Source organism: Bacillus sp. ABA4_010, assembly GCF_056159105.1.
In genome coordinates this window covers 47,985-68,614 of record NZ_JBSWUN010000001.1, presented here as the reverse complement: position 1 = coordinate 68,614, position 20,630 = coordinate 47,985, and the positions used below count along the sequence as shown (strand labels likewise).

At 40.1% G+C, this 20,630-nt stretch carries 33 protein-coding genes and 1 pseudogene; 32 read left to right on the top strand and 2 right to left on the bottom strand.

Annotated features, from left to right (window positions below; genetic code table 11):
- Positions 1–2: 2 nt before the first annotated feature.
- The 31 genes and pseudogenes from rplP to ACXAEO_RS00370 all read left to right on the top strand — a co-directional run bounded on the left by rplP (position 3) and on the right by ACXAEO_RS00370 (position 18,119).
- Positions 3–437 (top strand): 50S ribosomal protein L16, encoded by a 435-nt coding sequence (gene rplP, locus ACXAEO_RS00520; protein ID WP_474876781.1) that lies wholly within the window; start codon positions 3–5, stop codon positions 435–437.
- Positions 427–627, top strand: coding sequence for a 50S ribosomal protein L29 (gene rpmC / locus ACXAEO_RS00515; protein WP_474876778.1), 201 nt, complete (start codon positions 427–429; stop codon positions 625–627). Before rplP ends, rpmC begins: the two co-directional genes overlap by 11 nt.
- Positions 628–652: 25 nt before the next feature.
- Positions 653–916, top strand: a complete 264-nt coding sequence (gene rpsQ / locus ACXAEO_RS00510; RefSeq protein WP_474876776.1) for a 30S ribosomal protein S17 — start codon at positions 653–655, stop codon at positions 914–916.
- Positions 917–965: 49 nt separating this feature from the next.
- Positions 966–1,334: a 50S ribosomal protein L14 gene (gene rplN / locus ACXAEO_RS00505; RefSeq protein ID WP_474876774.1), complete on the top strand. Its 369-nt coding sequence runs from the start codon at positions 966–968 to the stop codon at positions 1,332–1,334.
- A gap of 43 nt (positions 1,335–1,377) precedes the next feature.
- The gene (gene rplX / locus ACXAEO_RS00500) at positions 1,378–1,689 is read left to right on the top strand and encodes a 50S ribosomal protein L24 (RefSeq protein ID WP_474876772.1); all 312 of its coding nucleotides are present in this window, start codon (positions 1,378–1,380) and stop codon (positions 1,687–1,689) included.
- A 23-nt stretch (positions 1,690–1,712) separates the two neighbouring features.
- On the top strand, positions 1,713–2,252 hold the full coding sequence (rplE, locus tag ACXAEO_RS00495; RefSeq protein WP_474876770.1) for a 50S ribosomal protein L5: 540 nt from the start codon (positions 1,713–1,715) through the stop codon (positions 2,250–2,252).
- 34 nt (positions 2,253–2,286) lie between these two features.
- A complete protein-coding gene (locus tag ACXAEO_RS00490; RefSeq protein ID WP_028397296.1) occupies positions 2,287–2,472 on the top strand; it encodes a type Z 30S ribosomal protein S14 in 186 nt (61 codons plus the stop codon).
- A 30-nt stretch (positions 2,473–2,502) separates the two neighbouring features.
- On the top strand, positions 2,503–2,901 hold the full coding sequence (gene rpsH / locus ACXAEO_RS00485) for a 30S ribosomal protein S8 (RefSeq protein WP_028397295.1): 399 nt from the start codon (positions 2,503–2,505) through the stop codon (positions 2,899–2,901).
- Between the two features lie 30 nt (positions 2,902–2,931).
- Positions 2,932–3,471, top strand: a complete 540-nt coding sequence (gene rplF / locus ACXAEO_RS00480; RefSeq protein ID WP_474876766.1) for a 50S ribosomal protein L6 — start codon at positions 2,932–2,934, stop codon at positions 3,469–3,471.
- A 32-nt stretch (positions 3,472–3,503) separates the two neighbouring features.
- Positions 3,504–3,866 carry a 50S ribosomal protein L18 gene (gene rplR / locus ACXAEO_RS00475; RefSeq protein ID WP_474876763.1) on the top strand — a complete coding sequence of 121 codons (363 nt, stop codon included), beginning with the start codon at positions 3,504–3,506 and terminating at the stop codon, positions 3,864–3,866.
- Positions 3,867–3,890: 24 nt separating this feature from the next.
- Positions 3,891–4,391 carry a 30S ribosomal protein S5 gene (gene rpsE / locus ACXAEO_RS00470; protein WP_474876761.1) on the top strand — a complete coding sequence of 167 codons (501 nt, stop codon included), beginning with the start codon at positions 3,891–3,893 and terminating at the stop codon, positions 4,389–4,391.
- A gap of 13 nt (positions 4,392–4,404) precedes the next feature.
- A complete protein-coding gene (gene rpmD, locus ACXAEO_RS00465) occupies positions 4,405–4,590 on the top strand; it encodes a 50S ribosomal protein L30 (RefSeq protein WP_474876759.1) in 186 nt (61 codons plus the stop codon).
- A 32-nt stretch (positions 4,591–4,622) separates the two neighbouring features.
- Positions 4,623–5,063, top strand: coding sequence for a 50S ribosomal protein L15 (rplO, locus tag ACXAEO_RS00460; protein WP_474876757.1), 441 nt, complete (start codon positions 4,623–4,625; stop codon positions 5,061–5,063).
- The gene (gene secY, locus ACXAEO_RS00455) at positions 5,063–6,355 is read left to right on the top strand and encodes a preprotein translocase subunit SecY (RefSeq protein WP_474876754.1); all 1,293 of its coding nucleotides are present in this window, start codon (positions 5,063–5,065) and stop codon (positions 6,353–6,355) included. Before rplO ends, secY begins: the two co-directional genes overlap by 1 nt.
- Positions 6,356–6,423: 68 nt before the next feature.
- A complete protein-coding gene (locus tag ACXAEO_RS00450) occupies positions 6,424–7,077 on the top strand; it encodes an adenylate kinase (RefSeq protein ID WP_474876752.1) in 654 nt (217 codons plus the stop codon).
- Positions 7,074–7,818, top strand: a pseudogene (map, locus tag ACXAEO_RS00445) (type I methionyl aminopeptidase). Before ACXAEO_RS00450 ends, map begins: the two are co-directional and overlap by 4 nt.
- Positions 7,819–8,068: 250 nt before the next feature.
- Entirely contained in the window at positions 8,069–8,287 is a 219-nt protein-coding gene (gene infA / locus ACXAEO_RS00440; protein WP_003348578.1) for a translation initiation factor IF-1, read from the top strand.
- 37 nt (positions 8,288–8,324) lie between these two features.
- On the top strand, positions 8,325–8,438 hold the full coding sequence (gene rpmJ / locus ACXAEO_RS00435; protein ID WP_003156543.1) for a 50S ribosomal protein L36: 114 nt from the start codon (positions 8,325–8,327) through the stop codon (positions 8,436–8,438).
- 23 nt (positions 8,439–8,461) lie between these two features.
- On the top strand, positions 8,462–8,827 hold the full coding sequence (gene rpsM / locus ACXAEO_RS00430; RefSeq protein ID WP_028397286.1) for a 30S ribosomal protein S13: 366 nt from the start codon (positions 8,462–8,464) through the stop codon (positions 8,825–8,827).
- Positions 8,828–8,850: 23 nt separating this feature from the next.
- Positions 8,851–9,240 (top strand): 30S ribosomal protein S11, encoded by a 390-nt coding sequence (gene rpsK / locus ACXAEO_RS00425; RefSeq protein ID WP_474876748.1) that lies wholly within the window; start codon positions 8,851–8,853, stop codon positions 9,238–9,240.
- A gap of 188 nt (positions 9,241–9,428) precedes the next feature.
- Positions 9,429–10,373 carry a DNA-directed RNA polymerase subunit alpha gene (locus ACXAEO_RS00420; RefSeq protein WP_474876745.1) on the top strand — a complete coding sequence of 315 codons (945 nt, stop codon included), beginning with the start codon at positions 9,429–9,431 and terminating at the stop codon, positions 10,371–10,373.
- A 29-nt stretch (positions 10,374–10,402) separates the two neighbouring features.
- Positions 10,403–10,765: a 50S ribosomal protein L17 gene (rplQ, locus tag ACXAEO_RS00415; protein WP_474876743.1), complete on the top strand. Its 363-nt coding sequence runs from the start codon at positions 10,403–10,405 to the stop codon at positions 10,763–10,765.
- A 478-nt stretch (positions 10,766–11,243) separates the two neighbouring features.
- Complete coding sequence (locus ACXAEO_RS00410; protein WP_474876741.1) at positions 11,244–12,083, top strand: energy-coupling factor ABC transporter ATP-binding protein; 840 nt, start codon at positions 11,244–11,246, stop codon at positions 12,081–12,083.
- Positions 12,059–12,928, top strand: a complete 870-nt coding sequence (locus ACXAEO_RS00405; protein WP_474876739.1) for an energy-coupling factor ABC transporter ATP-binding protein — start codon at positions 12,059–12,061, stop codon at positions 12,926–12,928. Before ACXAEO_RS00410 ends, ACXAEO_RS00405 begins: the two co-directional genes overlap by 25 nt.
- Positions 12,925–13,722, top strand: a complete 798-nt coding sequence (locus ACXAEO_RS00400) for an energy-coupling factor transporter transmembrane component T family protein (protein ID WP_474876736.1) — start codon at positions 12,925–12,927, stop codon at positions 13,720–13,722. The genes ACXAEO_RS00405 and ACXAEO_RS00400 overlap by 4 nt, the downstream gene beginning before the upstream one ends.
- 24 nt (positions 13,723–13,746) lie before the next feature.
- Positions 13,747–14,490, top strand: coding sequence for a tRNA pseudouridine(38-40) synthase TruA (truA, locus tag ACXAEO_RS00395; RefSeq protein WP_474876734.1), 744 nt, complete (start codon positions 13,747–13,749; stop codon positions 14,488–14,490).
- 163 nt (positions 14,491–14,653) lie between these two features.
- Positions 14,654–15,091 (top strand): 50S ribosomal protein L13, encoded by a 438-nt coding sequence (rplM, locus tag ACXAEO_RS00390; RefSeq protein WP_474876731.1) that lies wholly within the window; start codon positions 14,654–14,656, stop codon positions 15,089–15,091.
- Positions 15,092–15,111: 20 nt separating this feature from the next.
- Positions 15,112–15,504 carry a 30S ribosomal protein S9 gene (gene rpsI, locus ACXAEO_RS00385; RefSeq protein ID WP_474876729.1) on the top strand — a complete coding sequence of 131 codons (393 nt, stop codon included), beginning with the start codon at positions 15,112–15,114 and terminating at the stop codon, positions 15,502–15,504.
- Positions 15,505–15,696: 192 nt separating this feature from the next.
- On the top strand, positions 15,697–16,140 hold the full coding sequence (locus tag ACXAEO_RS00380) for a DUF2521 family protein (protein ID WP_474876727.1): 444 nt from the start codon (positions 15,697–15,699) through the stop codon (positions 16,138–16,140).
- A gap of 97 nt (positions 16,141–16,237) precedes the next feature.
- Complete coding sequence (gene cwlD, locus ACXAEO_RS00375; RefSeq protein WP_474876875.1) at positions 16,238–16,918, top strand: N-acetylmuramoyl-L-alanine amidase CwlD; 681 nt, start codon at positions 16,238–16,240, stop codon at positions 16,916–16,918.
- Positions 16,919–17,048: 130 nt separating this feature from the next.
- Positions 17,049–18,119 (top strand): Mrp/NBP35 family ATP-binding protein, encoded by a 1,071-nt coding sequence (locus ACXAEO_RS00370; RefSeq protein ID WP_474876725.1) that lies wholly within the window; start codon positions 17,049–17,051, stop codon positions 18,117–18,119.
- Positions 18,120–18,251: 132 nt separating this feature from the next.
- Here the strand turns inward: ACXAEO_RS00370 and gerD are convergent, their stop codons facing one another.
- Complete coding sequence (gerD, locus tag ACXAEO_RS00365) at positions 18,252–18,878, bottom strand: spore germination lipoprotein GerD (RefSeq protein WP_474876723.1); 627 nt, start codon at positions 18,876–18,878, stop codon at positions 18,252–18,254.
- A 151-nt stretch (positions 18,879–19,029) separates the two neighbouring features.
- Between gerD and ACXAEO_RS00360 the strand changes: the two genes are divergently transcribed.
- The gene (locus ACXAEO_RS00360) at positions 19,030–19,677 is read left to right on the top strand and encodes a KinB-signaling pathway activation protein (RefSeq protein WP_474876720.1); all 648 of its coding nucleotides are present in this window, start codon (positions 19,030–19,032) and stop codon (positions 19,675–19,677) included.
- An 83-nt stretch (positions 19,678–19,760) separates the two neighbouring features.
- Here the strand turns inward: ACXAEO_RS00360 and pdaB are convergent, their stop codons facing one another.
- Positions 19,761–20,528, bottom strand: a complete 768-nt coding sequence (gene pdaB / locus ACXAEO_RS00355; RefSeq protein ID WP_474876717.1) for a polysaccharide deacetylase family sporulation protein PdaB — start codon at positions 20,526–20,528, stop codon at positions 19,761–19,763.
- Positions 20,529–20,630 lie beyond the last annotated feature (102 nt).

Genomic DNA, 20,630 nt, shown 5'->3' with positions numbered 1-20,630 from the left:
TTATGTTAATGCCAAAACGCGTTAAATATCGTCGTGAACACCGCGGAAAGATGCGTGGTCGTGCAAAAGGCGGCACTGAAGTACATTTCGGTGAGTTCGGTTTGCAAGCTTTAGAAGCTTCTTGGATTACAAACCGTCAAATCGAGTCTGCACGTATTGCGATGACACGTTACATGAAACGTGGCGGTAAAGTATGGATTAAAATCTTCCCTTCTAAGCCTTACACAGCTAAACCACTAGAGGTGCGCATGGGTTCCGGTAAAGGTGCTCCTGAAGGATGGGTAGCGGTAGTTAAACCTGGTAAAGTAATGTTCGAAATCGCTGGTGTATCTGAAGAGATCGCTCGTGAAGCATTACGTTTAGCTTCTCATAAATTACCAGTTAAATGTAAGTTTGTAAAACGTGAAGAAATTGGTGGTGAATCTAATGAAAGCTAATGACATTCGTGATCTTACCACTGCTGAAATCGAACAAAAAGTTAAAGCTTTAAAAGAAGAGTTATTCAACCTTCGCTTCCAGTTAGCTACTGGCCAATTAGAAAACACTACACGTATTCGTGAAGTGCGCAAATCGATCGCTCGTATGAAAACTGTTGTTCGTGAAAGAGAGATCGCTGCTAGCAAATAATATAGTCTGAAGGGAGGCTTTCAGAATGAGTGAACGCAATCAACGCAAAGTTTACACAGGTCGCGTAGTATCTGACAAAATGGATAAAACGGTCACTGTTCTTGTAGAAACGTATAAGAAGCATTCTTTATACGGCAAGCGCGTTAAGTACTCTAAAAAGTTCAAGGCTCATGATGAGAATAATGAAGCAAAAATGGGCGATATTGTGAAAATCATGGAAACTCGTCCGCTATCTGCTACTAAACGTTTCCGTCTAGTAGAAGTCGTAGAAAAAGCTGTTATTATCTAATGAATCTAATGATCGGATAGAATGATAAATCCGAAGGGAGGTTTCATGCATGATTCAACAAGAATCTCGTTTAAAAGTTGCCGACAACTCTGGTGCACGTGAAGTACTAACAATTAAAGTATTAGGTGGATCTGGACGTAAAACTGCTAACATCGGTGATGTTATCGTTTGTACAGTGAAACAAGCAACACCAGGCGGCGTTGTTAAAAAAGGTGATGTTGTTAAAGCGGTAATCGTTCGTACGAAAAGTGGTATGCGCCGTAAAGACGGTTCATACATCCGTTTCGACGAGAATGCTTGCGTAATCATCCGTGATGACAAAGGCCCACGTGGTACTCGTATCTTTGGACCAGTTGCACGTGAATTACGCGACAACAACTTCATGAAAATCGTTTCTTTAGCTCCAGAAGTTCTTTAATCATATAAAATTTTAGATAGCCTTTTAAGGAGGTGCGACTAGGATGCATGTTAAAAAAGGTGATAAAGTAATGGTCATCTCTGGTAAAGATAAAGGTAAACAAGGCGTTATCCTTGAAGCTTTCCCAAAGAAAGACCGTGTACTTGTTGAAGGTGTGAACATCGTGAAAAAGCACGCTAAGCCTTCTCAAATCAACCCACAAGGTGGAATCATTAGTAAAGAGGCCCCTATCCATGTATCTAACGTAATGCCATTAGATCCTAAAACTGGTGAGCCAACTCGTGTTGGTTACAAAGTGGAAGATGGCAAAAAGGTACGTGTAGCAAAAAAATCTGGTGAAATTTTAGATAAATAATGTAATGAAAGGAGGTACAACAGATGAACCGCCTAAAAGAAAAGTACGTTAAAGAAATTACACCTGCTCTAATGAGCAAGTTTAACTATAAATCAGTAATGCAAACTCCAAAGATCGAAAAAATCGTTGTGAACATGGGGATTGGTGACGCAGTTCAAAACGCAAAAGCGTTAGACGTTGCTGTTGAAGAATTAGCAACTTTAACTGGTCAAAAACCAATCGTAACTCGTGCGAAGAAGTCAATCGCTGGTTTCCGTCTTCGTGAAGGTATGCCAATCGGTGCAAAAGTTACATTACGCGGAGAGCGTATGTATGAATTCTTCGATAAATTAGTATCGGTTTCACTTCCACGTGTACGTGACTTCCGTGGAGTATCTAAAAAATCTTTCGACGGACGCGGTAACTATACTTTAGGTATTAAAGAGCAAATCATCTTCCCTGAAATTGATTATGATAAAGTAACAAAAGTACGTGGTATGGATATCGTAATCGTTACAACTGCAAACACAGACGAAGAAGCTCGTGAATTATTAACACAATTCGGTATGCCGTTCCAAAAGTAATGTACTGCCAACGTTAAGCAGAGGAGGCGAGAATGTGGCTAAAAAATCAATGGTTGTGAAACAAAAGCGTGAACCAAAGTTTAAAGTGCAAGCGTACACTCGTTGTGAACGCTGCGGACGTCCGCACTCTGTAATCCGCAAATTTAAACTTTGCCGTATCTGTTTCCGAGAACTTGCTTACAAAGGTCAAATTCCTGGTGTTAAAAAAGCTAGTTGGTAAAACCCAAGAGTGGGAAGGAGGTAAAATCACATGGTAATGACTGATCCAATTGCAGATATGCTTACTCGCATCCGTAATGCGAACATGGTGCGTCATGAGAAAATTGAAATTCCAGCATCAAACATTAAAAAGCAAATCGCAGAAATTCTTAAACGTGAAGGTTTTGTTCGTGATGTAGAATACATCGAGGACAACAAACAAGGTATCATTCGTATTTTCTTAAAATACGGTGCAAACAACGAACGTGTAATCACTGGTCTTAAACGTATCAGTAAACCTGGTTTACGTGTATACGCTAAGTCTACTGAAGTACCTCGTGTACTTAACGGTTTAGGTATTGCAGTTCTTTCTACTTCTCAAGGTGTGTTAACAGACAAAGAAGCTCGTCAAAAACAAGCGGGCGGAGAAGTATTAGCATACATCTGGTAATTATTTCGAAAGTGAACGGAGGTGTAAAGTATGTCACGTGTTGGTAAAAAACCATTAGAAATTCCTGCTGGCGTTACATTTACTAACGACAACAATACAGTAACTGTAAAAGGTCCAAAAGGTGAATTAACTCGTACATTTCATTCAGATATTGAAATTAAAGTTGAAGAGAACGTAATTAGCGTATCTCGTCCGAGCGACCAAAAAGAGCATCGCGCTCTTCACGGTACAACTCGTAGCGTTTTAGGTAACATGGTTGAAGGTGTTACTAAAGGCTTCGAGCGTGGCTTAGAACTTATCGGGGTAGGTTACCGTGCACAAAAGCAAGGTAACAAAGTCGTACTAAGCGTTGGTTACTCTCATCCAGTAGAAATCGTACCTGAAGCAGGTATCGAAATCGAAGTTCCAACTCAAACTAAATTGATCGTTAAAGGTATCGATAAAGAGCGCGTTGGTGCAGTAGCAGCAAACATTCGTGACGTTCGTCCACCGGAACCTTACAAAGGTAAAGGGATTCGTTATGAAGGTGAATATGTTCGCCGCAAAGAAGGTAAAACTGCTAAGAAGTAATGCCGCGTAGGTAGAAGAAAGGAGTGACCAAAATGATTACGAAAGCTGATAAAAATGCAACTCGTAAGAAAAGACATGCTCGTGTTCGTGCAAAATTATCTGGAACTGCAGTACGTCCTCGTTTAAACGTATTCCGTTCTAACAAACACATTTATGCGCAAATCATTGATGATGTTAATTCTGTAACAATCGCAAGTGCTTCTACTATGGATAAAGAACTATCTTTCGAAGGCACTAGCAATGCAGACGCTGCTCAAAAAGTTGGCGAGTTAGTTGCAAAGCGTGCGGTTGAAAAAGGTGTTAAAGAAGTAGTATTTGATCGTGGCGGTTATTTATATCATGGTCGTGTAAAAGCTCTAGCTGATGCTGCTCGTGAAGCTGGGCTACAATTTTAATCGCAAAAGGAGGGAAAAACAAAGATGCGTCGTATGGATCCAAACAAATTAGAACTTGAAGAGCGCGTAGTTACCATCAACCGCGTAGCGAAAGTTGTTAAAGGTGGTCGTCGTTTCCGTTTTGCTGCTCTTGTAGTAGTAGGCGACAAAAATGGTCATGTTGGTTTCGGAACTGGTAAAGCGCAAGAGGTACCAGATGCGATTCGAAAGGCTATTGAAGATGCGAAGAAAAACTTAATCACTGTACCTATGGTTGGAACTACAATTCCACACGAAGTGATCGGACAGTTTGGTGCAGGTGAAATCTTCATGAAACCAGCTTCTGAAGGTACTGGGGTTATCGCTGGTGGTCCAGTTCGTGCCGTGCTAGAATTAGCTGGCGTAAGTGATATCCTTTCTAAATCTTTAGGCTCTAACACACCAATCAACATGGTTCGAGCTACTATCGAAGGTTTAACACAGTTGAAGCGCGCTGAAGATGTTGCAAAGTTACGTGGTAAGACTGTAGAGGAACTGTTAGGATAAGGAGGGAAAACAAATGGCGAAAAAATTAGAAATTACCCTCACTCGTAGCGTGATTGGTCGTCCAGAAGATCAACGTGTAACTGTTCGTACTCTTGGTTTACGCAAGATGCACCAAACAGTTGTACTTGAAGATAATGCAGCGATTCGCGGTATGATTAATAAAGTTGCTCACTTAGTGACTGTTAAAGAACAAGACTAAGGATACAATGTTACTATAAGGAGGTGCTCCGAATGAAACTTCATGAGTTAAAACCAGCTGAAGGTTCTCGTAAAGAACGCAATCGTGTAGGTCGTGGTATCGGTTCTGGTAACGGTAAAACTTCAGGTAAAGGTCATAAAGGTCAAAACGCTCGTTCTGGTGGTGGCGTAAGACCTGGATTTGAAGGTGGTCAAACTCCTTTATTCCGTCGTTTACCTAAACGTGGTTTCACTAACATCAACCGTAAAGAATTCGCGATCGTAAACTTAGATACATTAAATCGCTTTGAAGATGGTACTGAAGTAACTCCAGAATTATTGATTGAAACTGGTGTTGTTAGCAACGCTAGAGACGGTATCAAAATTCTTGGTAAAGGTACTTTAGGTAAGAAGTTAACTGTTAAAGCTAACAAATTCTCCTCTACTGCTAAAGAAGCGATTGAAGCTGCAGGCGGTAAAACTGAGGTGATTTAATGTTTCAGACAATCTCCAATTTTATGCGCGTGGGTGATATAAGAAAGAAAATTGTATTCACCTTACTAATGTTAATTGTCTTTCGTCTGGGTACCTTCATTCCGGTACCAAGCGTTAACACCGATGTGTTAAAGCTCCAAGATCAATTTAATGTTTTTGGAGTTTTAAACACGTTTGGTGGGGGCGCTTTACAAAACTTCTCAATTTTTGCGATGGGTATTATGCCGTATATTACAGCTTCCATTATTGTACAGTTGCTACAAATGGATGTTGTGCCAAAATTTACGGAATGGTCAAAGCAAGGGGAAGTCGGACGCCGTAAATTAGCTCAGTTTACCCGCTATAGTACAATCGTGCTTGGATTTATCCAAGCATTGGGTATGTCTATAGGGTTTAATAATTTATCTGGCGGGCAATTAATTGCAAATCCTGGAATCCCAACATACCTTCTGATTGCTACAGTATTAACAGCAGGAACTGCTTTTTTAATGTGGCTTGGTGAGCAAATCACAGCAAAAGGTGTCGGGAACGGAATTTCCATTCTTATCTTTGCGGGGATTGTTGCTGGAATTCCAACCACAGTTAATCAGATTTACGCGCAGCAATTTGAAGATGTTGGAGATCAATTGTTTATCCGTATTGTTACGGTTATCCTAATTGCTCTAGCCGTTTTAGCGGTTATTGTTGGAGTTATCTTTATTCAGCAAGCGCTGAGAAAGATTCCAATTCAATATGCAAAAAAAGCAGCTGGCAACAACATGGTTGGCGGTCAGTCCACTCATTTACCTTTAAAAGTAAATGCGGCTGGAGTTATTCCTGTAATTTTTGCAGTTTCATTTATCATTACTCCACCAACAATTGCATCGTTTTTTGGATCAAATGATGTAACGGATTGGATTGAGAAAACGTTCGATTATACGAAGCCTGTTGGTATGATTATTTATGTTGCCTTAATTATTGCTTTCTCTTATTTCTACACCTTTGTTCAAGTAAATCCTGAACAAGTGGCAGAGAATTTGAAAAAGCAGGGCGGCTACATCCCAGGTATACGTCCAGGAAAGAACACTCAAGAGTATCTAACAAAGATTTTATATAGATTAACCTTAGTAGGTTCTCTATTCCTTGCAGTCATTTCTGTTCTTCCTGTCTTCTTTATCCAAATCGCTGACTTACCACCGTCTGCTCAAATTGGCGGTACAAGTTTGTTAATTGTTGTTGGTGTTGCGCTTGAAACAATGAAACAGCTTGAGAGTCAGTTAGTTAAACGCCATTATAAAGGATTTATTAAATAAGGAGTTTAGTGGGAGGCAGTCTTTGCTTTCCATTAAACTGATATAAGAGACTGAGGGGAGAATAATAGATGAATTTAGTTTTAATGGGCCTTCCTGGTGCTGGGAAAGGTACACAAGCTGAACGAATTGTAGAAAATTACGAAATCCCTCATATCTCAACAGGAGATATGTTCCGCGCTGCAATGAAAGAAGGAACAACACTAGGGTTAGAGGCAAAGTCTTATATAGATAAGGGTGAGCTTGTTCCCGATGAAGTCACGATCGGTATTGTTCGTGAACGGTTAGCGAAGGCTGATTGTGAAAAAGGCTTTTTGCTTGACGGGTTCCCAAGAACAGTGGCTCAAGCAGAAGCGCTGGAACAGATGCTTGATGGACTAAATCGTAAAATTGATTATGTCATCAATATTGATGTAGACCAAAGTATTCTAATGGATCGTTTGACAGGACGCCGCATCTGTAAAGAGTGTGGATCAACGTACCACCTTGTATTCAATCCGCCTACGCAAGAAGGTGTATGTGACAAGTGTGGCGGTGAACTTTACCAACGTGCAGATGACAACAGCGAAACTGTTGCGAACCGTTTAGAAGTGAACGTAAAGCAGTCAAAACCTTTACTTGATTTCTATGAAACAAAGGGCTACTTACGTAATATTGACGGCGATCAAGATATCAACGTTGTATTTGAAGATGTTCGCGCATTACTTGGGGGCTTACGTAAATGATTATTTGCAAAACGCCGAGAGAAATCGCGATTATGCGTGAAGCAGGGCGAATTGTTGCGTTAACTCATCAAGAGTTGAAAAAGCACATTCAACCAGGCATCACAACTCTGGAATTGGATGCAATTGCCGAAAAGTTTATTCGTCAACATGATGCAATTCCATCTTTTAAAGGGTATAATGGTTTTCGCGGTAGTATATGTGCTTCTGTAAACGAAGAATTAGTCCATGGTATTCCAGGCACGCAAGCTGAAGGATGGCGACATTATCAGTATTGATATTGGCGCTAAATATAACGGTTATCATGGTGATTCGGCTTGGACTTATGCTGTAGGGAATATTGATGAGGAAACTCAAAAGCTGTTAGAAGTAACAGAGCAATCCCTTTACAGAGGATTAGAACAAGCCAAACCAGAAGATCGTTTATCAAATATTTCCCATGCTATTCAAACATTTGTAGAAGCCCATAACTTTTCAGTTGTAAGGGAATATGTTGGTCACGGTGTTGGCCAAGACTTACATGAAGATCCGCAAATTCCGCATTATGGTCCACCGAATAAGGGACCTCGCTTACGTCCGGGGATGGTTCTTGCAATTGAGCCGATGGTGAACGCCGGCAGCCGTTATGTCAAAACATTGGCAGACGACTGGACTGTTGTCACTGTAGATGGTAAGATGTGCGCGCACTTCGAGCATACTATTGCAATTACTGAAACGGGCTATGAAATTTTAACAACGCTGTAACTAGTTAAGATATATAGATCAGTCTCTATCTCTATCCATTCCTCATTAGATAAAACTGGGCAGTATGCGGTAATTATCTAAATTCATGATGATCGTTTCGTCTGAATTGCTTCGAAAATGGTAAAGATGTATATTACAAACGTGATTCATCTTGAATTTAATGATTCCGAATCTCCGAATGTTGAGAACAGGTTGTAGATATAAGATAAATGAATATATTACTTGTTCAGAAAGAAAGGAGAGCAATTTGATGGCGAAAGACGATGTAATTGAAGTGGAAGGCACTGTTGTTGAGACTTTACCAAACGCAATGTTCAAGGTAGAATTAGAAAATGGTCATACAGTGCTTGCTCACGTTTCTGGTAAAATTCGTATGCACTTCATTCGTATCTTACCAGGTGACAAAGTGACCGTTGAATTATCACCTTATGATTTGACACGTGGTAGAATTACGTACCGATTTAAATAAAACCTATGCACTCCGTACTATCAAGGAGGTATGAACAATGAAGGTCAGACCATCGGTTAAACCGATTTGCGAAAAATGCAAAGTTATTCGCAGAAAAGGTAAAGTAATGGTTATTTGTGAAAACCCTAAACATAAACAAAAACAAGGCTAATAACAAGGAGGTGCACTTTTTACATGGCACGTATTGCTGGTGTTGATATTCCGCGTGACAAACGCGTAGTAGTATCACTAACTTATATTTTTGGTATTGGTCGCTCAACTGCTGAAAAAGTATTAGCAGAAGCAGGCGTTTCTGAAGATACACGCGTACGCGACTTAACAGAAGAAGAATTAGGTAAAATCCGTGACATCGTTGACCGTTTAAAAGTTGAAGGGGATCTTCGTCGTGAAGTATCTCTTAACGTTAAACGTTTAATCGAGATCGGTTCTTTCCGTGGTATCCGTCACCGTCGTGGTTTACCGGTTCGCGGTCAAAATACGAAAAACAACGCTCGTACACGTAAAGGCCCACGCCGTACTGTAGCGAACAAGAAAAAATAATTAGTAAAGGAGGTTCTTGACCTATGGCACGCAAAACTAATACACGTAAACGTCGTGTTAAAAAGAGCATTGAAGCTGGTATTGCTCACATCCGTTCAACATTCAACAACACTATCGTAACAATTACAGATGTTCATGGTAACGCTGTTGCTTGGTCTAGTGCTGGAGCACTTGGATTCAAAGGCTCTCGTAAGTCTACACCATTTGCTGCGCAAATGGCTGCAGAAACTGCTGCTAAAGCATCTCAAGAACATGGTATGAAAACTCTTGAAGTAACTGTTAAAGGACCTGGTGCTGGTCGTGAAGCTGCTATTCGTGCACTTCAAGCTGCTGGCTTAGAAGTTACAGCTATTAAAGATGTAACGCCAGTTCCACATAACGGTTGCCGCCCGCCAAAACGTCGTCGTGTATAATTAGTCTGTATAAAAATTGTATCTTTGTCTATAATGGGATAGGTACAGTATGATTCATACAGATAAGTTCATTGATTTGTTGTGCACATTCGGGAACTGTCTAATAGGGAATTTCGGTTAGACAATAGAGCGTAAGGCTTGTTGATTGTCTAGCCGGGGTTTCGACGTTTTGAAGGAGGGTTTAAAAAATGATAGAGATTGAAAAGCCAAAAATCGAAACGGTAGAAATCAGCGATGATCGAAAGTACGGTAAATTCGTCGTCGAACCACTTGAGCGTGGATATGGTACTACTTTGGGTAACTCCTTACGTCGTATCCTATTATCCTCACTCCCTGGTGCCGCTGTAACATCTATTCAGATAGATGGTGTATTACACGAATTTTCAACAATCCCTGGGGTGGTTGAAGACGTAACTAACATTATCTTAAATGTGAAAAAATTAGCGTTGAAAATCTATTCAGATGATGAAAAAACGTTAGAAATTGATGTTCAGGGCCAAGGTGCCGTGACAGCTGCCGACATTCAAGCTGATAGCGATGTTGAGATTTTAAATCCCGATCTTCACATTGCTACATTAGAAACGGATGCGCATTTACGTATAAGATTGACAGCTAAAACGGGTCGTGGCTATAGTCCAGCAGATTCGAATAAGCGTGAAGATCAACCGATTGGTGTTATTCCGATTGACTCTATCTATACACCTGTTACACGTGTCTCTTATTATGTAGAGAATACACGTGTTGGACAGATGACAAACTATGATAAATTGACGCTTGATGTCTGGACTGATGGAAGCATCGAGCCAGAAAAAGCTGTAGCGTTAGGTGCGAAGATTTTAACGGAGCACCTTAACATTTTTGTTAACTTAACAGACGAAGCGCAAAAAGCAGAGATTATGGTTGAAAAAGAAGAGGATCAGAAAGAAAAAGTTCTAGAAATGACTATTGAAGAACTTGATTTATCTGTCCGTTCATATAACTGTTTAAAACGTGCGGGTATTAATACTGTACAAGAGTTAGCAAACAAAACAGAAGAAGATATGATGAAAGTTCGTAACTTAGGACGGAAATCATTAGAAGAAGTAAAAGCGAAGCTTGAGGAATTAGGCCTAGGCTTACGCAAAGATGACTGAATAGTATTCAACAAAGGAGGGGACCTCACATGGCATACCGTAAATTAGGTCGTACAAGTGCTCAACGTAAAGCACTTCTTCGTGATTTAACGACTGATTTAATTATCAACGAGCGCATTGAGACAACGGAAGCTCGTGCGAAAGAGCTACGTTCAACTGTAGAAAAAATGATTACTTTAGGTAAGCGTGGAGATTTACATGCTCGTCGTCAAGCTGCTTCTTTCATCCGTAATGAAGTAGCAAATGAGGAAGCTGGACAAGACGCTTTACAAAAGTTATTCGCTGACATCGCACCTCGTTATGAAGAGCGTCAAGGTGGATACACTCGCATCTTAAAAGTTGGACCTCGTCGCGGAGACGGTGCTCCAATGGTAATCATTGAGCTAGTTTAATAATTGGGTATAATAACAAGGGCGTGACAGTTCAGAAATTGTCTAGCCCTTTTTTTATTAGCCAGTCTAAATAAAAGCAGCAGGCTATTAGCGTGAATGCATGCTTTCTATATTTATGAAAAGGGAGGGAGAGGATCGGTTTTAACACGGTCTAACTTCCTCTCATTAGAAAGCAAGACTACGCGTTTACATTTAGCACCGAAAGTCCCCTACAAGGTCGCAGACGCGACCTGTTACAGCTCTTAGGATACACCATCTGGAAATCAATCTTCTTTTGATGATGGTTGCTTCGATTGGGCTTGTCCTCAAACTGTCATTCCTCTTTAAAAGGGTACATTACACCTGTCGATGCCGTTCAACCATGTGCTAGTCGGGGATGAACAAGGTGCTTGCGCTTTCTTATTTATTTTTCATATTGATTATAGTAGAGTAGAGAATAATATAGAATTGTCTTGAAAGAGCTGAGAGGAGGATAGCCTTGTCAGATACAATACTAGAAGTGAAAAATTTATCTTTTCGTTATCGTGAAAACGCTGATTGGGCGTTGAAGGACGTCTCATTTTCTGTAAAACAAGGGGAATGGTTTGCTATTGTTGGACATAACGGTTCCGGTAAATCGACTATGGCTAAAATTTTAAATGGGTTACTCATTCCTCATGATGGAACGGTTACAGTAGGTGATGTTGCTTTATCTGAGGAAACCATTTGGGATGTTCGCAAAGAAATTGGTATGGTATTTCAAAATCCGGATAACCAATTCGTTGGGGCGACTGTGAAAGACGATGTCGCTTTTGGATTAGAGAATAATGGAGTATCAACGGAAGAGATGCGCGGAAGAGTCGAAGAGGCGATTGAGCTTGTTAATATGTCTGCTTTTGTGAATCAAGAACCGCACCATCTTTCAGGCGGTCAGAAGCAGCGTGTAGCCATTGCAGGAGTCATTGCGGTTCGTCCGTCCATCATTGTATTGGACGAAGCGACATCTATGCTTGATCCAATAGGAAGAAAAGAAGTGTTGGAAACGGTTCGCTATTTAAAGGAACAGCAAAACTTAACCATCATTTCAATTACCCATGACTTAGAAGAGGTAGCAGCCGCAGACCGAGCCATTGTGATGAATAAAGGCTCTTTATTTGCTGAAGGAACTCCAAGTGAGATTTTTGCTTTAGGCGAGAAACTCACCGATATTGGACTTGATTTACCGTTTTCCGCTAAACTGAGTCAGTCATTGAAACAAAGTGGGGTCCCGGTATCAAATATTCATATTACAGACGAGGATTTGGTGAAAGATTTATGGACATTATACTCAAAGATGTAGAACACCGTTATCAGCCCAATACACCGTTTGAGAAGCTTGCTTTATATGAGTTGAACCTAGGTATCCCGTCAGGTCAATTTGTAGCTTTAATCGGGCATACAGGTTCTGGGAAATCTACCATCATTCAGCACCTTAATGCGCTACTTAAGCCAACCTCAGGGACCATCACGATTGGTGACAGAGTGATTCATGCAAAACGGAAAGAGAAGGATTTAAAATCCATTCGAAAAAAAGTGGGGATTGTCTTTCAGTTTCCTGAACATCAGTTGTTTGAAGAAACGGTTGAGAAAGATATTTGTTTTGGGCCGATGAATTTTGGTGTAACAGAAGAAGAAGCCAAAAAAAGAGCTAGAGAAGTCATGGAGCTTGTGCGACTGCCGCAAGACGTTTTACAGCGCTCGCCGTTCGATTTAAGTGGCGGTCAGATGCGTCGTGTAGCAATTGCTGGCATTTTAGCTATGGAGCCGGATGTATTGGTGCTAGACGAGCCAACAGCTGGGTTGGACCCTAGAGGACGCGAAGAAATCATGAAAATGGTCGCAGACCTTCATCAATCGAAGCGTTTGACCATTGTATTAGTCACGCACAGCATGGAGGACGCGGCTCGTTTTGCTGATCAAATCGTCGTCATGCATAAAGGGACCATCGCGATGAAAGGGACCCCAAAAGAGGTATTTGGATCGTATGAACAGTTGCATGCGTACGGATTGGATGTTCCACATGCTTTGAAATTTATGAAAGAGATTGAAGAAAAGCTAGGTGTTCAATTTTCAGAACCGGCTTTGACGTTTGAAGAAGCCGTTCTTCAACTACAGAATTTGTTGGCAAAGGGTGAAGAACGATGATGAATGGAATGATTATTGGGAAATATGTACCTGGCGATTCACTTGTCCATCGTATGGACCCCAGAGCTAAACTTCTTATCGTCTTTTTTTATGTCCTTGTCGTTTTTCTAGCTAATAATTTTTATGGCTACGCTCTGTTAGGGCTGTATACACTAATGGCTGTAGCTGTTAGCAAAGTGCCGGTTCGCTTTATCTTAAATGGACTCAAGCCTGTTTTCTTTATTATCATCTTTACCTTTATTTTGCACATATTGATGACGAAAGAAGGCGAGCTGTTAGTCGATTGGGGATGGCTCTCTATTTATACAGGCGGCCTCGAACAAGGGATATTCATCTCGTTTCGTTTTTTCTTCTTAATTTTGATTACGACTTTATTAACATTAACGACAACTCCTATACAAGTAACAGATGGTATAGAGAGCTTGCTGAATCCGTTAAAAAAATGGCGCTTTCCCGTTCATGAGCTTGCTCTCATGATGTCCATCTCCCTGCGCTTTATTCCTACGTTAATGGATGAAACAGAGAAGATTATGAAAGCCCAAGCAGCGCGTGGAATTGACTTTTCAAGCGGACCGTTAAAAGATCGTCTCCAAGCAGTCGTGCCTCTTCTTGTGCCATTGTTTATTAATTCCTTTAAACGGGCAGAGGAATTAGCCATTGCAATGGAGGCAAGAGGTTATAAAGGCGGAGAAGGAAGAACGAAATTTCGTCAACTGAAGTGGATGACGCTTGATACACTTATGCTTTTTGTGCTTGCTATATTGACAGTCGTGCTATTATTTGTGCGCACTTAACTTTTTTGATGTGGTGATACATTCATGAAACGATTAAAATGTACAATCTCCTATGACGGCACGCACTTTGCTGGCTATCAAGTACAACTCAATCAACGAACCGTTCAAGGAGAAGTGGAAAAGGTATTACGAAAGATGCATGGAGGAGAGGCAGTTAAAGTTCATGCTTCTGGCCGGACGGATGCTCATGTTCATGCATATGGACAAGTTCTACACTTTGATACCTTCCTTCAAATTCCTGAAGATCGATGGAAAAAAGCGTTAAATTCACTTTTACCGAGTGACATATCCGTAAGAGAGGTACAATTCGTCTCTCCGCAATTCCATGCCCGTTTTGACGCTTCATCTAAGGAATACCGCTATAAAATCATCCGTTCCGAGGAACGGGACGTGTTTCAACGTTATTATGCGTATCACTTTCCATACAAACTTGATTATGCGGCGATGAAAGAAGCCAGCAAATCTATGTTAGGAACACATGATTTTACCAGCTTTTGTTCAGCAAAAACAGAGGTGGAAGATAAGGTGCGTACTTTATATGAAATCGAGTTTTTGGAAGAAGCCGATGAGCTTGTGTTTCGATTTGTCGGAAATGGATTTTTGTATAATATGGTAAGAATTTTAGTCGGAACATTGCTGGATGTAGGGCAAGGAAAAATACAACCAGAAGAAATGAAAAAAATTTTAGCAGGACGTTCAAGGGAATTAGCAGGCAAAACAGCACCAGGACATGGACTTTATTTATGGGAAGTGCACTATGACAACTAAACCTGGTGTATAATATTTTCTTGACATTGTCTTCACAAAGCTTTAATATATCATATGTTATGGTATTTTAACCCCACGGTTAGCCCCGGAAATTAATCGTGTTGAAAATAGAGGTTGAAATCAAGTTTTTAGATTTGAATGATAAAATTTAGGAGGGAAACTCATGCGTACAACTTTCATGGCTAAAGCGAACGAAGTAGAACGTAAATGGTACGTTGTAGACGCTGAAGGTAAAACTTTAGGTCGTCTTTCAAGCGAAGTCGCTTCAATTTTACGCGGTAAACATAAACCAACTTATACACCACACGTTGACACTGGTGATCATGTAATCATCATCAACGCTGAAAAAATCGAATTGACTGGTAAGAAATTAACTGACAAAATTTACTACCGTCACAGCCAACATCCAGGTGGTTTGAAACAACGTACAGCATTAGAAATGCGTACAAACTACTCTGAGAAAATGCTTGAGCTTGCTATCAAAGGCATGCTTCCAAAAGGTAGCTTAGGTCGTCAAATGTTCAAAAAGTTACATGTGTATGCTGGCGCTACACATCCACATGAAGCTCAAAAACCAGAAGTTTACGAACTTCGCGGATAATTTAAGAGGAGGGAATCACTTTGGCACAGGTACAATATTACGGCACAGGCCGTCGTAAAAGCTCTGTTGCACGTGTACGTTTAGTACCAGGTAACGGACGTATTGTTATTAACGATCGTGAAATCGAAAACTACATTCCATTTGCTGCATTACGAGAAGTTGTAAAACAACCTCTTGTTGCAACTGAAACTACAGGCAGCTACGATATTTTAGTAAACGTAAAAGGCGGCGGATACACTGGTCAAGCTGGTGCAATTCGTCACGGTATCGCTCGTGCGTTACTGCAAGCTGACCCAGAATACCGCACTACTTTAAAACGTGCTGGTTTATTAACTCGTGACGCTCGTATGAAAGAACGTAAAAAATACGGTCTTAAAGGCGCTCGTCGTGCACCTCAGTTCTCAAAACGTTAATTTTTGTTTTCAAAACCCTATCCATTTGGATGGGGTTTTTTTATGTCTTGTTTTAGACAGACTGAGATGCTTTCTTCTTTTAGTAGTCCCCTTTTATCGCTTGTTCATATTTTGCCAGTCAAACTTTAGACGCAAGAACGCATGAGAAAAGGAAACACGTAAAAAATAGGGAAAAGGGGGCGCTAAGTGATTATGAGTGTGATAACGAATCTAAAGGATAAAAGAAGAGAAAAGCAAATGACTTATGAGCGAAAAATGTTGCGGGAGCTATCTTTGGATGTGTTGCAAAACAAGACTGTTGCCTATTTTAAACCGCTGTTAACAATGGAAACGGATTGCAAAACTTCCCTGCAAGAAGGATGCATTGATATTGCAATTGAATCATTTTTATTGGGAGCCCATTTCAGTCGGTTTGGTTTCTATGGAGAGTCTCTTTCGTCTGTGAAAAAAAGATGCCATCACGAAGAAAAAACACTGATTAACGCCTTATATGATTATTTATGCTTCTGGTCACCTCTCGGTCAAGATGAACTGTATCATGACAGCATTTATTATACATGTGAAAAATATGTAAAAAGTTGGTGGGAGGAAGGCTTTTTAAAAGGGGCTAAACGTTATCGGCTGCGTCTTCGTTAAAAATTACTCATAAATCCCGTTCTTGTCCCATATAGAGATAATAGGGCAAGGAAGCTGGAGGGATGAGATGAGGCCGTTTAAAGCGTTATTTTTTATTATGGGGATTACGTTATTGTTTTTTATTATTCAATATGAAATATGGGATAAAAATTCTTGGAGTTCTTGGAATTTGCCCTTAAGCGGGAAAATCATTGTATTAGATCCTGGTCACGGCGGTCCTGATGGCGGTGCTGTAGGAGGAGACATACTAGAAAAGGATGTTGCGTTAAACATTGCTCTTGAGACAAAAGATTATTTACAGGAGCAAGGAGCATTAGTAATTTTAACGAGAGAAGATGACCGAGATTTGGCTGATAAGGATACAAAAGGTTACAGCAGAAGAAAAGTAGAAGACTTAAAGAAAAGATTAGACATTATTAACGAATCTCAAGGTGACTTATACTTGAGCATCCATTTAAATGCTATTCCGTCCCCAAACTGGAGAGGAGCTCAAACCTTTTATCATGGGAGCTTAGAGGAGAATGAGTCTGTGGCTAAATTCATTCAGGCAGAACTGAAGAACAGTTTAAGCAACACATCAAGAGAAGCCAAAATCATTCAAGGGATTTATCTTGTTAAGCATGCGAAAATTCCAGGAGCTTTAGTTGAGGTTGGGTTTTTATCTAATATGAATGAACGGGCGTTACTGGAAACAGAACCTTATCAGAAAAAAGTAGCAGAAGCGATTTACAGGGGGGTTAACCGCTATTTTACTGAAGAGGAATTTGAGAAAAAATGATGTATTGGATGTTTCACATGAAACAATCTATAACGTAGTTTCTCCTGCCATAGGTGTTTGATGTCCGCATCTATTAGAAAAATATGTTATACTAAAGCTTGTAAACGAATTCATGGGGTGGTGGGAGACTATGTTAACAGAAGACAAAGTGTACTCGTTGTTAAATGAACTGAAAGATCCGTTTTTACATAAAACCTTAAAAGAAACAAATGCGTTAAAAGAAGTAACATTGAAAGAAGAAAAGGGTCATGTCAGCGTAAAAATCGCTCTTGCCAAAACAGGAACATCTGAACAATTACAATTCCAAGAACAAATTGTCCATACATTGAAAGAAGCAGGAGCTGTGACAGTAGGGTTACGTTTTATTGAGCTTTCTCCAGAAGAGTTAGCTCAGTTTAGAGCAGAAGTTCCAAGCAGTGCTTCTAATAACTTATTGGTGAATGCAGGGTCTACCAAATTTTTAGCTATTGCCAGTGGAAAAGGTGGCGTTGGAAAATCCACGGTCTCCGTCAATCTGGCTGTTGCCTTAGCTAGGTTGGGGAAAAAAGTGGGATTGATTGATGCGGATATTTATGGGTTTAGTGTGCCTGATATGATGGGGGTTACAAAAAGACCTGTCGTTCGCGGGGACAAAATCATTCCTGTGGAACGCTTCGGGGTAAAAGTAATTTCTATGGGCTTCTTTGTAGAAGATAATTCCCCTGTGATTTGGCGCGGTCCAATGCTTGGAAAAATGCTGACAAGCTTCTTTACAGAAGTAGAATGGGGAGAACTCGATTATCTTTTGTTAGACTTGCCGCCTGGTACAGGAGATGTAGCGTTAGATGTTCATTCGATGTTGCCGGCATGTAAAGAAGTTATCGTGACAACGCCACATCCAACGGCTGCTTTTGTTGCAGCTAGAGCGGGTGCTATGGCTATTAAAACGAACCATGAAGTTATTGGTGTGATTGAGAATATGTCTTATTTCGAGAGTAAGACTACCGGAGAGAAAGAGTATGTATTTGGGAAAGGCGGAGGCGAGAAATTAGCGGAGGAACTGCAAACAGATCTTATTGGCCAATTACCGCTTCAGCAGCCAGATTGGAATGAAGAAGATTTTGCTCCGTCCGTTTATGGGGAAGATCACCGATTAGGAAGAATATATTTGGAGATTGCTGGACAAGTTGCTCAAAGATGTGAGCAAACCATTTCTCAATAAGGATAATAGACGAAAGGAACGTATGGTTCAGGTACGTTCCTTTCGTGTTAAAGAGACGAAGAAAGGCAGTAAAAGAAAGATTGAGCCTTATCTTATGTTGTGGATATGTCGAGCGTCACGCGAAGAATCATTTTATTTTTCTTCTTGGGAACCGCCTTCTTCTCCACCTTCTCCGCCTTCTTCACCCTCTTTTGTTTCTGATTGACCTTGCTCTACTTCTCCAGCCGCTTTTAACAACAAATCTTGAATTTTTGCCTTGTAAAGGGGGCTCTCAAACGTTTCGGTCATAATTTTTTGAAGGTGACTTCGATATTCTTGGCTTTTTAAAACGGTGAGCATTTGCTTTTCCATTTCAGGGTCTTGCAGTATTTCAATTAGCGATTTTTGAAAATCAGGATCTTTCATTAGTTGCTTGAGAATCTTTTCTTGTTCTTTCTGAATGCTTGTAGCAAAGCTTTCGGCGAATTTCGGATCTTCGAAAATTTTCTTCCAAAATTCAGTGCCTTTTTCGGATGTTAGTGTATTTTGAATGGTTTCTTTGACAATGGCTTCATCCATAATTAACTGTTGTTTAATCTCTTCATCATTCATGACTTGCTCAATTGCTTGTTTGCCTTCGTCTGTTTTCAAAATATCGACAACCATCTTTTTTGTTTGGTCGTAATCCATGCGTTCGCCTTCTTGTTCTGCGGCCGCGCACGATGTGAGGATAAATAAAGCAAGGCTTGCATACAAGAGGAGCAATAGCCTTCTTTTCATTATAAAAGCTCCTTCCTTTAAAGAAATATGCCTAATCTTAATATGAAGTAATCTGAAAAAAATATGCACAAACAAAACATCTAGATTTTGAATAAAACGGTTGATACAATTTAAACAACAGATGAAAAATGAACAGTTGGGGGATTATAGTGTGAACAGTCGAAACTGGGTTCGATTATTTATGACCACTCTTCTTTTAGGAGGGGGAAGTACAGCTATCACAGGCTTTGTTGTCAGATGGGACAAATATAAGTCTTTATTATTCTCGGTAGATATAGGGGGCATTTTATCTGTCCTTGTTCTTTTATTCGGAGTAGGCCTTATCTTTAGTATTATCAGCCAAATGGGCTTTTTTGCTTATTTGACCATTCATCGTTTTGGATTAGGGATTTTTCGCTCGGCTTCCTTGTGGAATTCGGTGCAAATCATCCTTATTGTGTTTGTCTTATTTGATCTTGTTTACTTTCGTTATCGCTTTTTTGCACAAGCTGGAGACAGTTTCTTTTCTTATCTCATACCGGCTGTTAGCATTTTAGGTGTTGGACTTTTTATTGCGTATGTAAGAGCGGGTAAAACTGATAACCAAACGTTTATCCCTGCCTTATTTTTCATGACGGTAGTGACTATATTAGAATGGGTGCCGGCTTTACAAATTAACGATAAAAACTGGCTTTACCTGATGTTATTTCCTTTATTGATTTGCAATGCGTATCAATTACTTGTGTTACCCAAGCTTCTTGCAGATAGTGGAGCGGCAAAGGCTAGGGATGGAGTGCTACGTTCTAAAAGTATAAAATGAAGAGAAGGCCTTTCCATCGCAGTAAAGAGGACCGTTTATCGTAATAGATAAACGGTCCTCTTTACATGAAAACAGAAACCTTCTTACTTCACTTCGCTGCTCTTAACATTTGTATTGGAAATGAGTTCGGAAACGGTAATGTTTTTTAGTTGTTTTTGCTGCATCTTTTCTGCAATGATTGGAATGGCTTTTTGTGTTTGCTGAACGGAATCAGAAGCATGTAGTAAGATAATGTCTCCGCCGTTCATCTCGTTTGTAACATTCTCCACGATTTGATTCACTCCAGGATTAATCCAATCTTTCGAATTAATGCTCCAATGAACAACGGTGTAGCCTGAGTTGTGCGCGATTTTTAACACTTCATCATTAAATTGTCCAGAAGGCGGTCTTAACAGTTGGATATCTTTGACTCCTAAAGCATCAAACACTTTTTTAGATTGAGCCAAGTCTTGCCGGATTTTATTAGTGTCAAGTTCGGTGTAAGATTTATAATTATAGCCCATTGTTCCAATTTCATGACCATCATCTTGAATCTTCTTTACAATATCTGGGTGCCTTTCTGCCCATGAAGCGGAAAGAAAGAAGGTAGCGTTTTTAATATTCGCTGCTTTAAGTTCGTTTAAAATGAGAGAAGGTTTCTCGTCTCCCCAGCTAATATCAAATGTTAACGAAAGTTTCGTCCGCTGCTGGTCATTTTTGTAAATTGCTTTTGGACCATCTTTAGTTGAAAAAACAGGAATGCCTATAATATTACTTTGCATAAATAGAAAAATGCCTGAAAATAAAGCGGCAACTAAAATTATGGCTAGTCGTTTTAATCGCTTGGCGGTAACTGCATTAAAGAAATTCATATGTGCCTCCTTAAAAAGTAATACTTGTCTACATTTTATGTTGGAATTTTTTTATCTATAACAAACTTTATAATTTGTTTATAAAAATCTATCTAAGGAGAC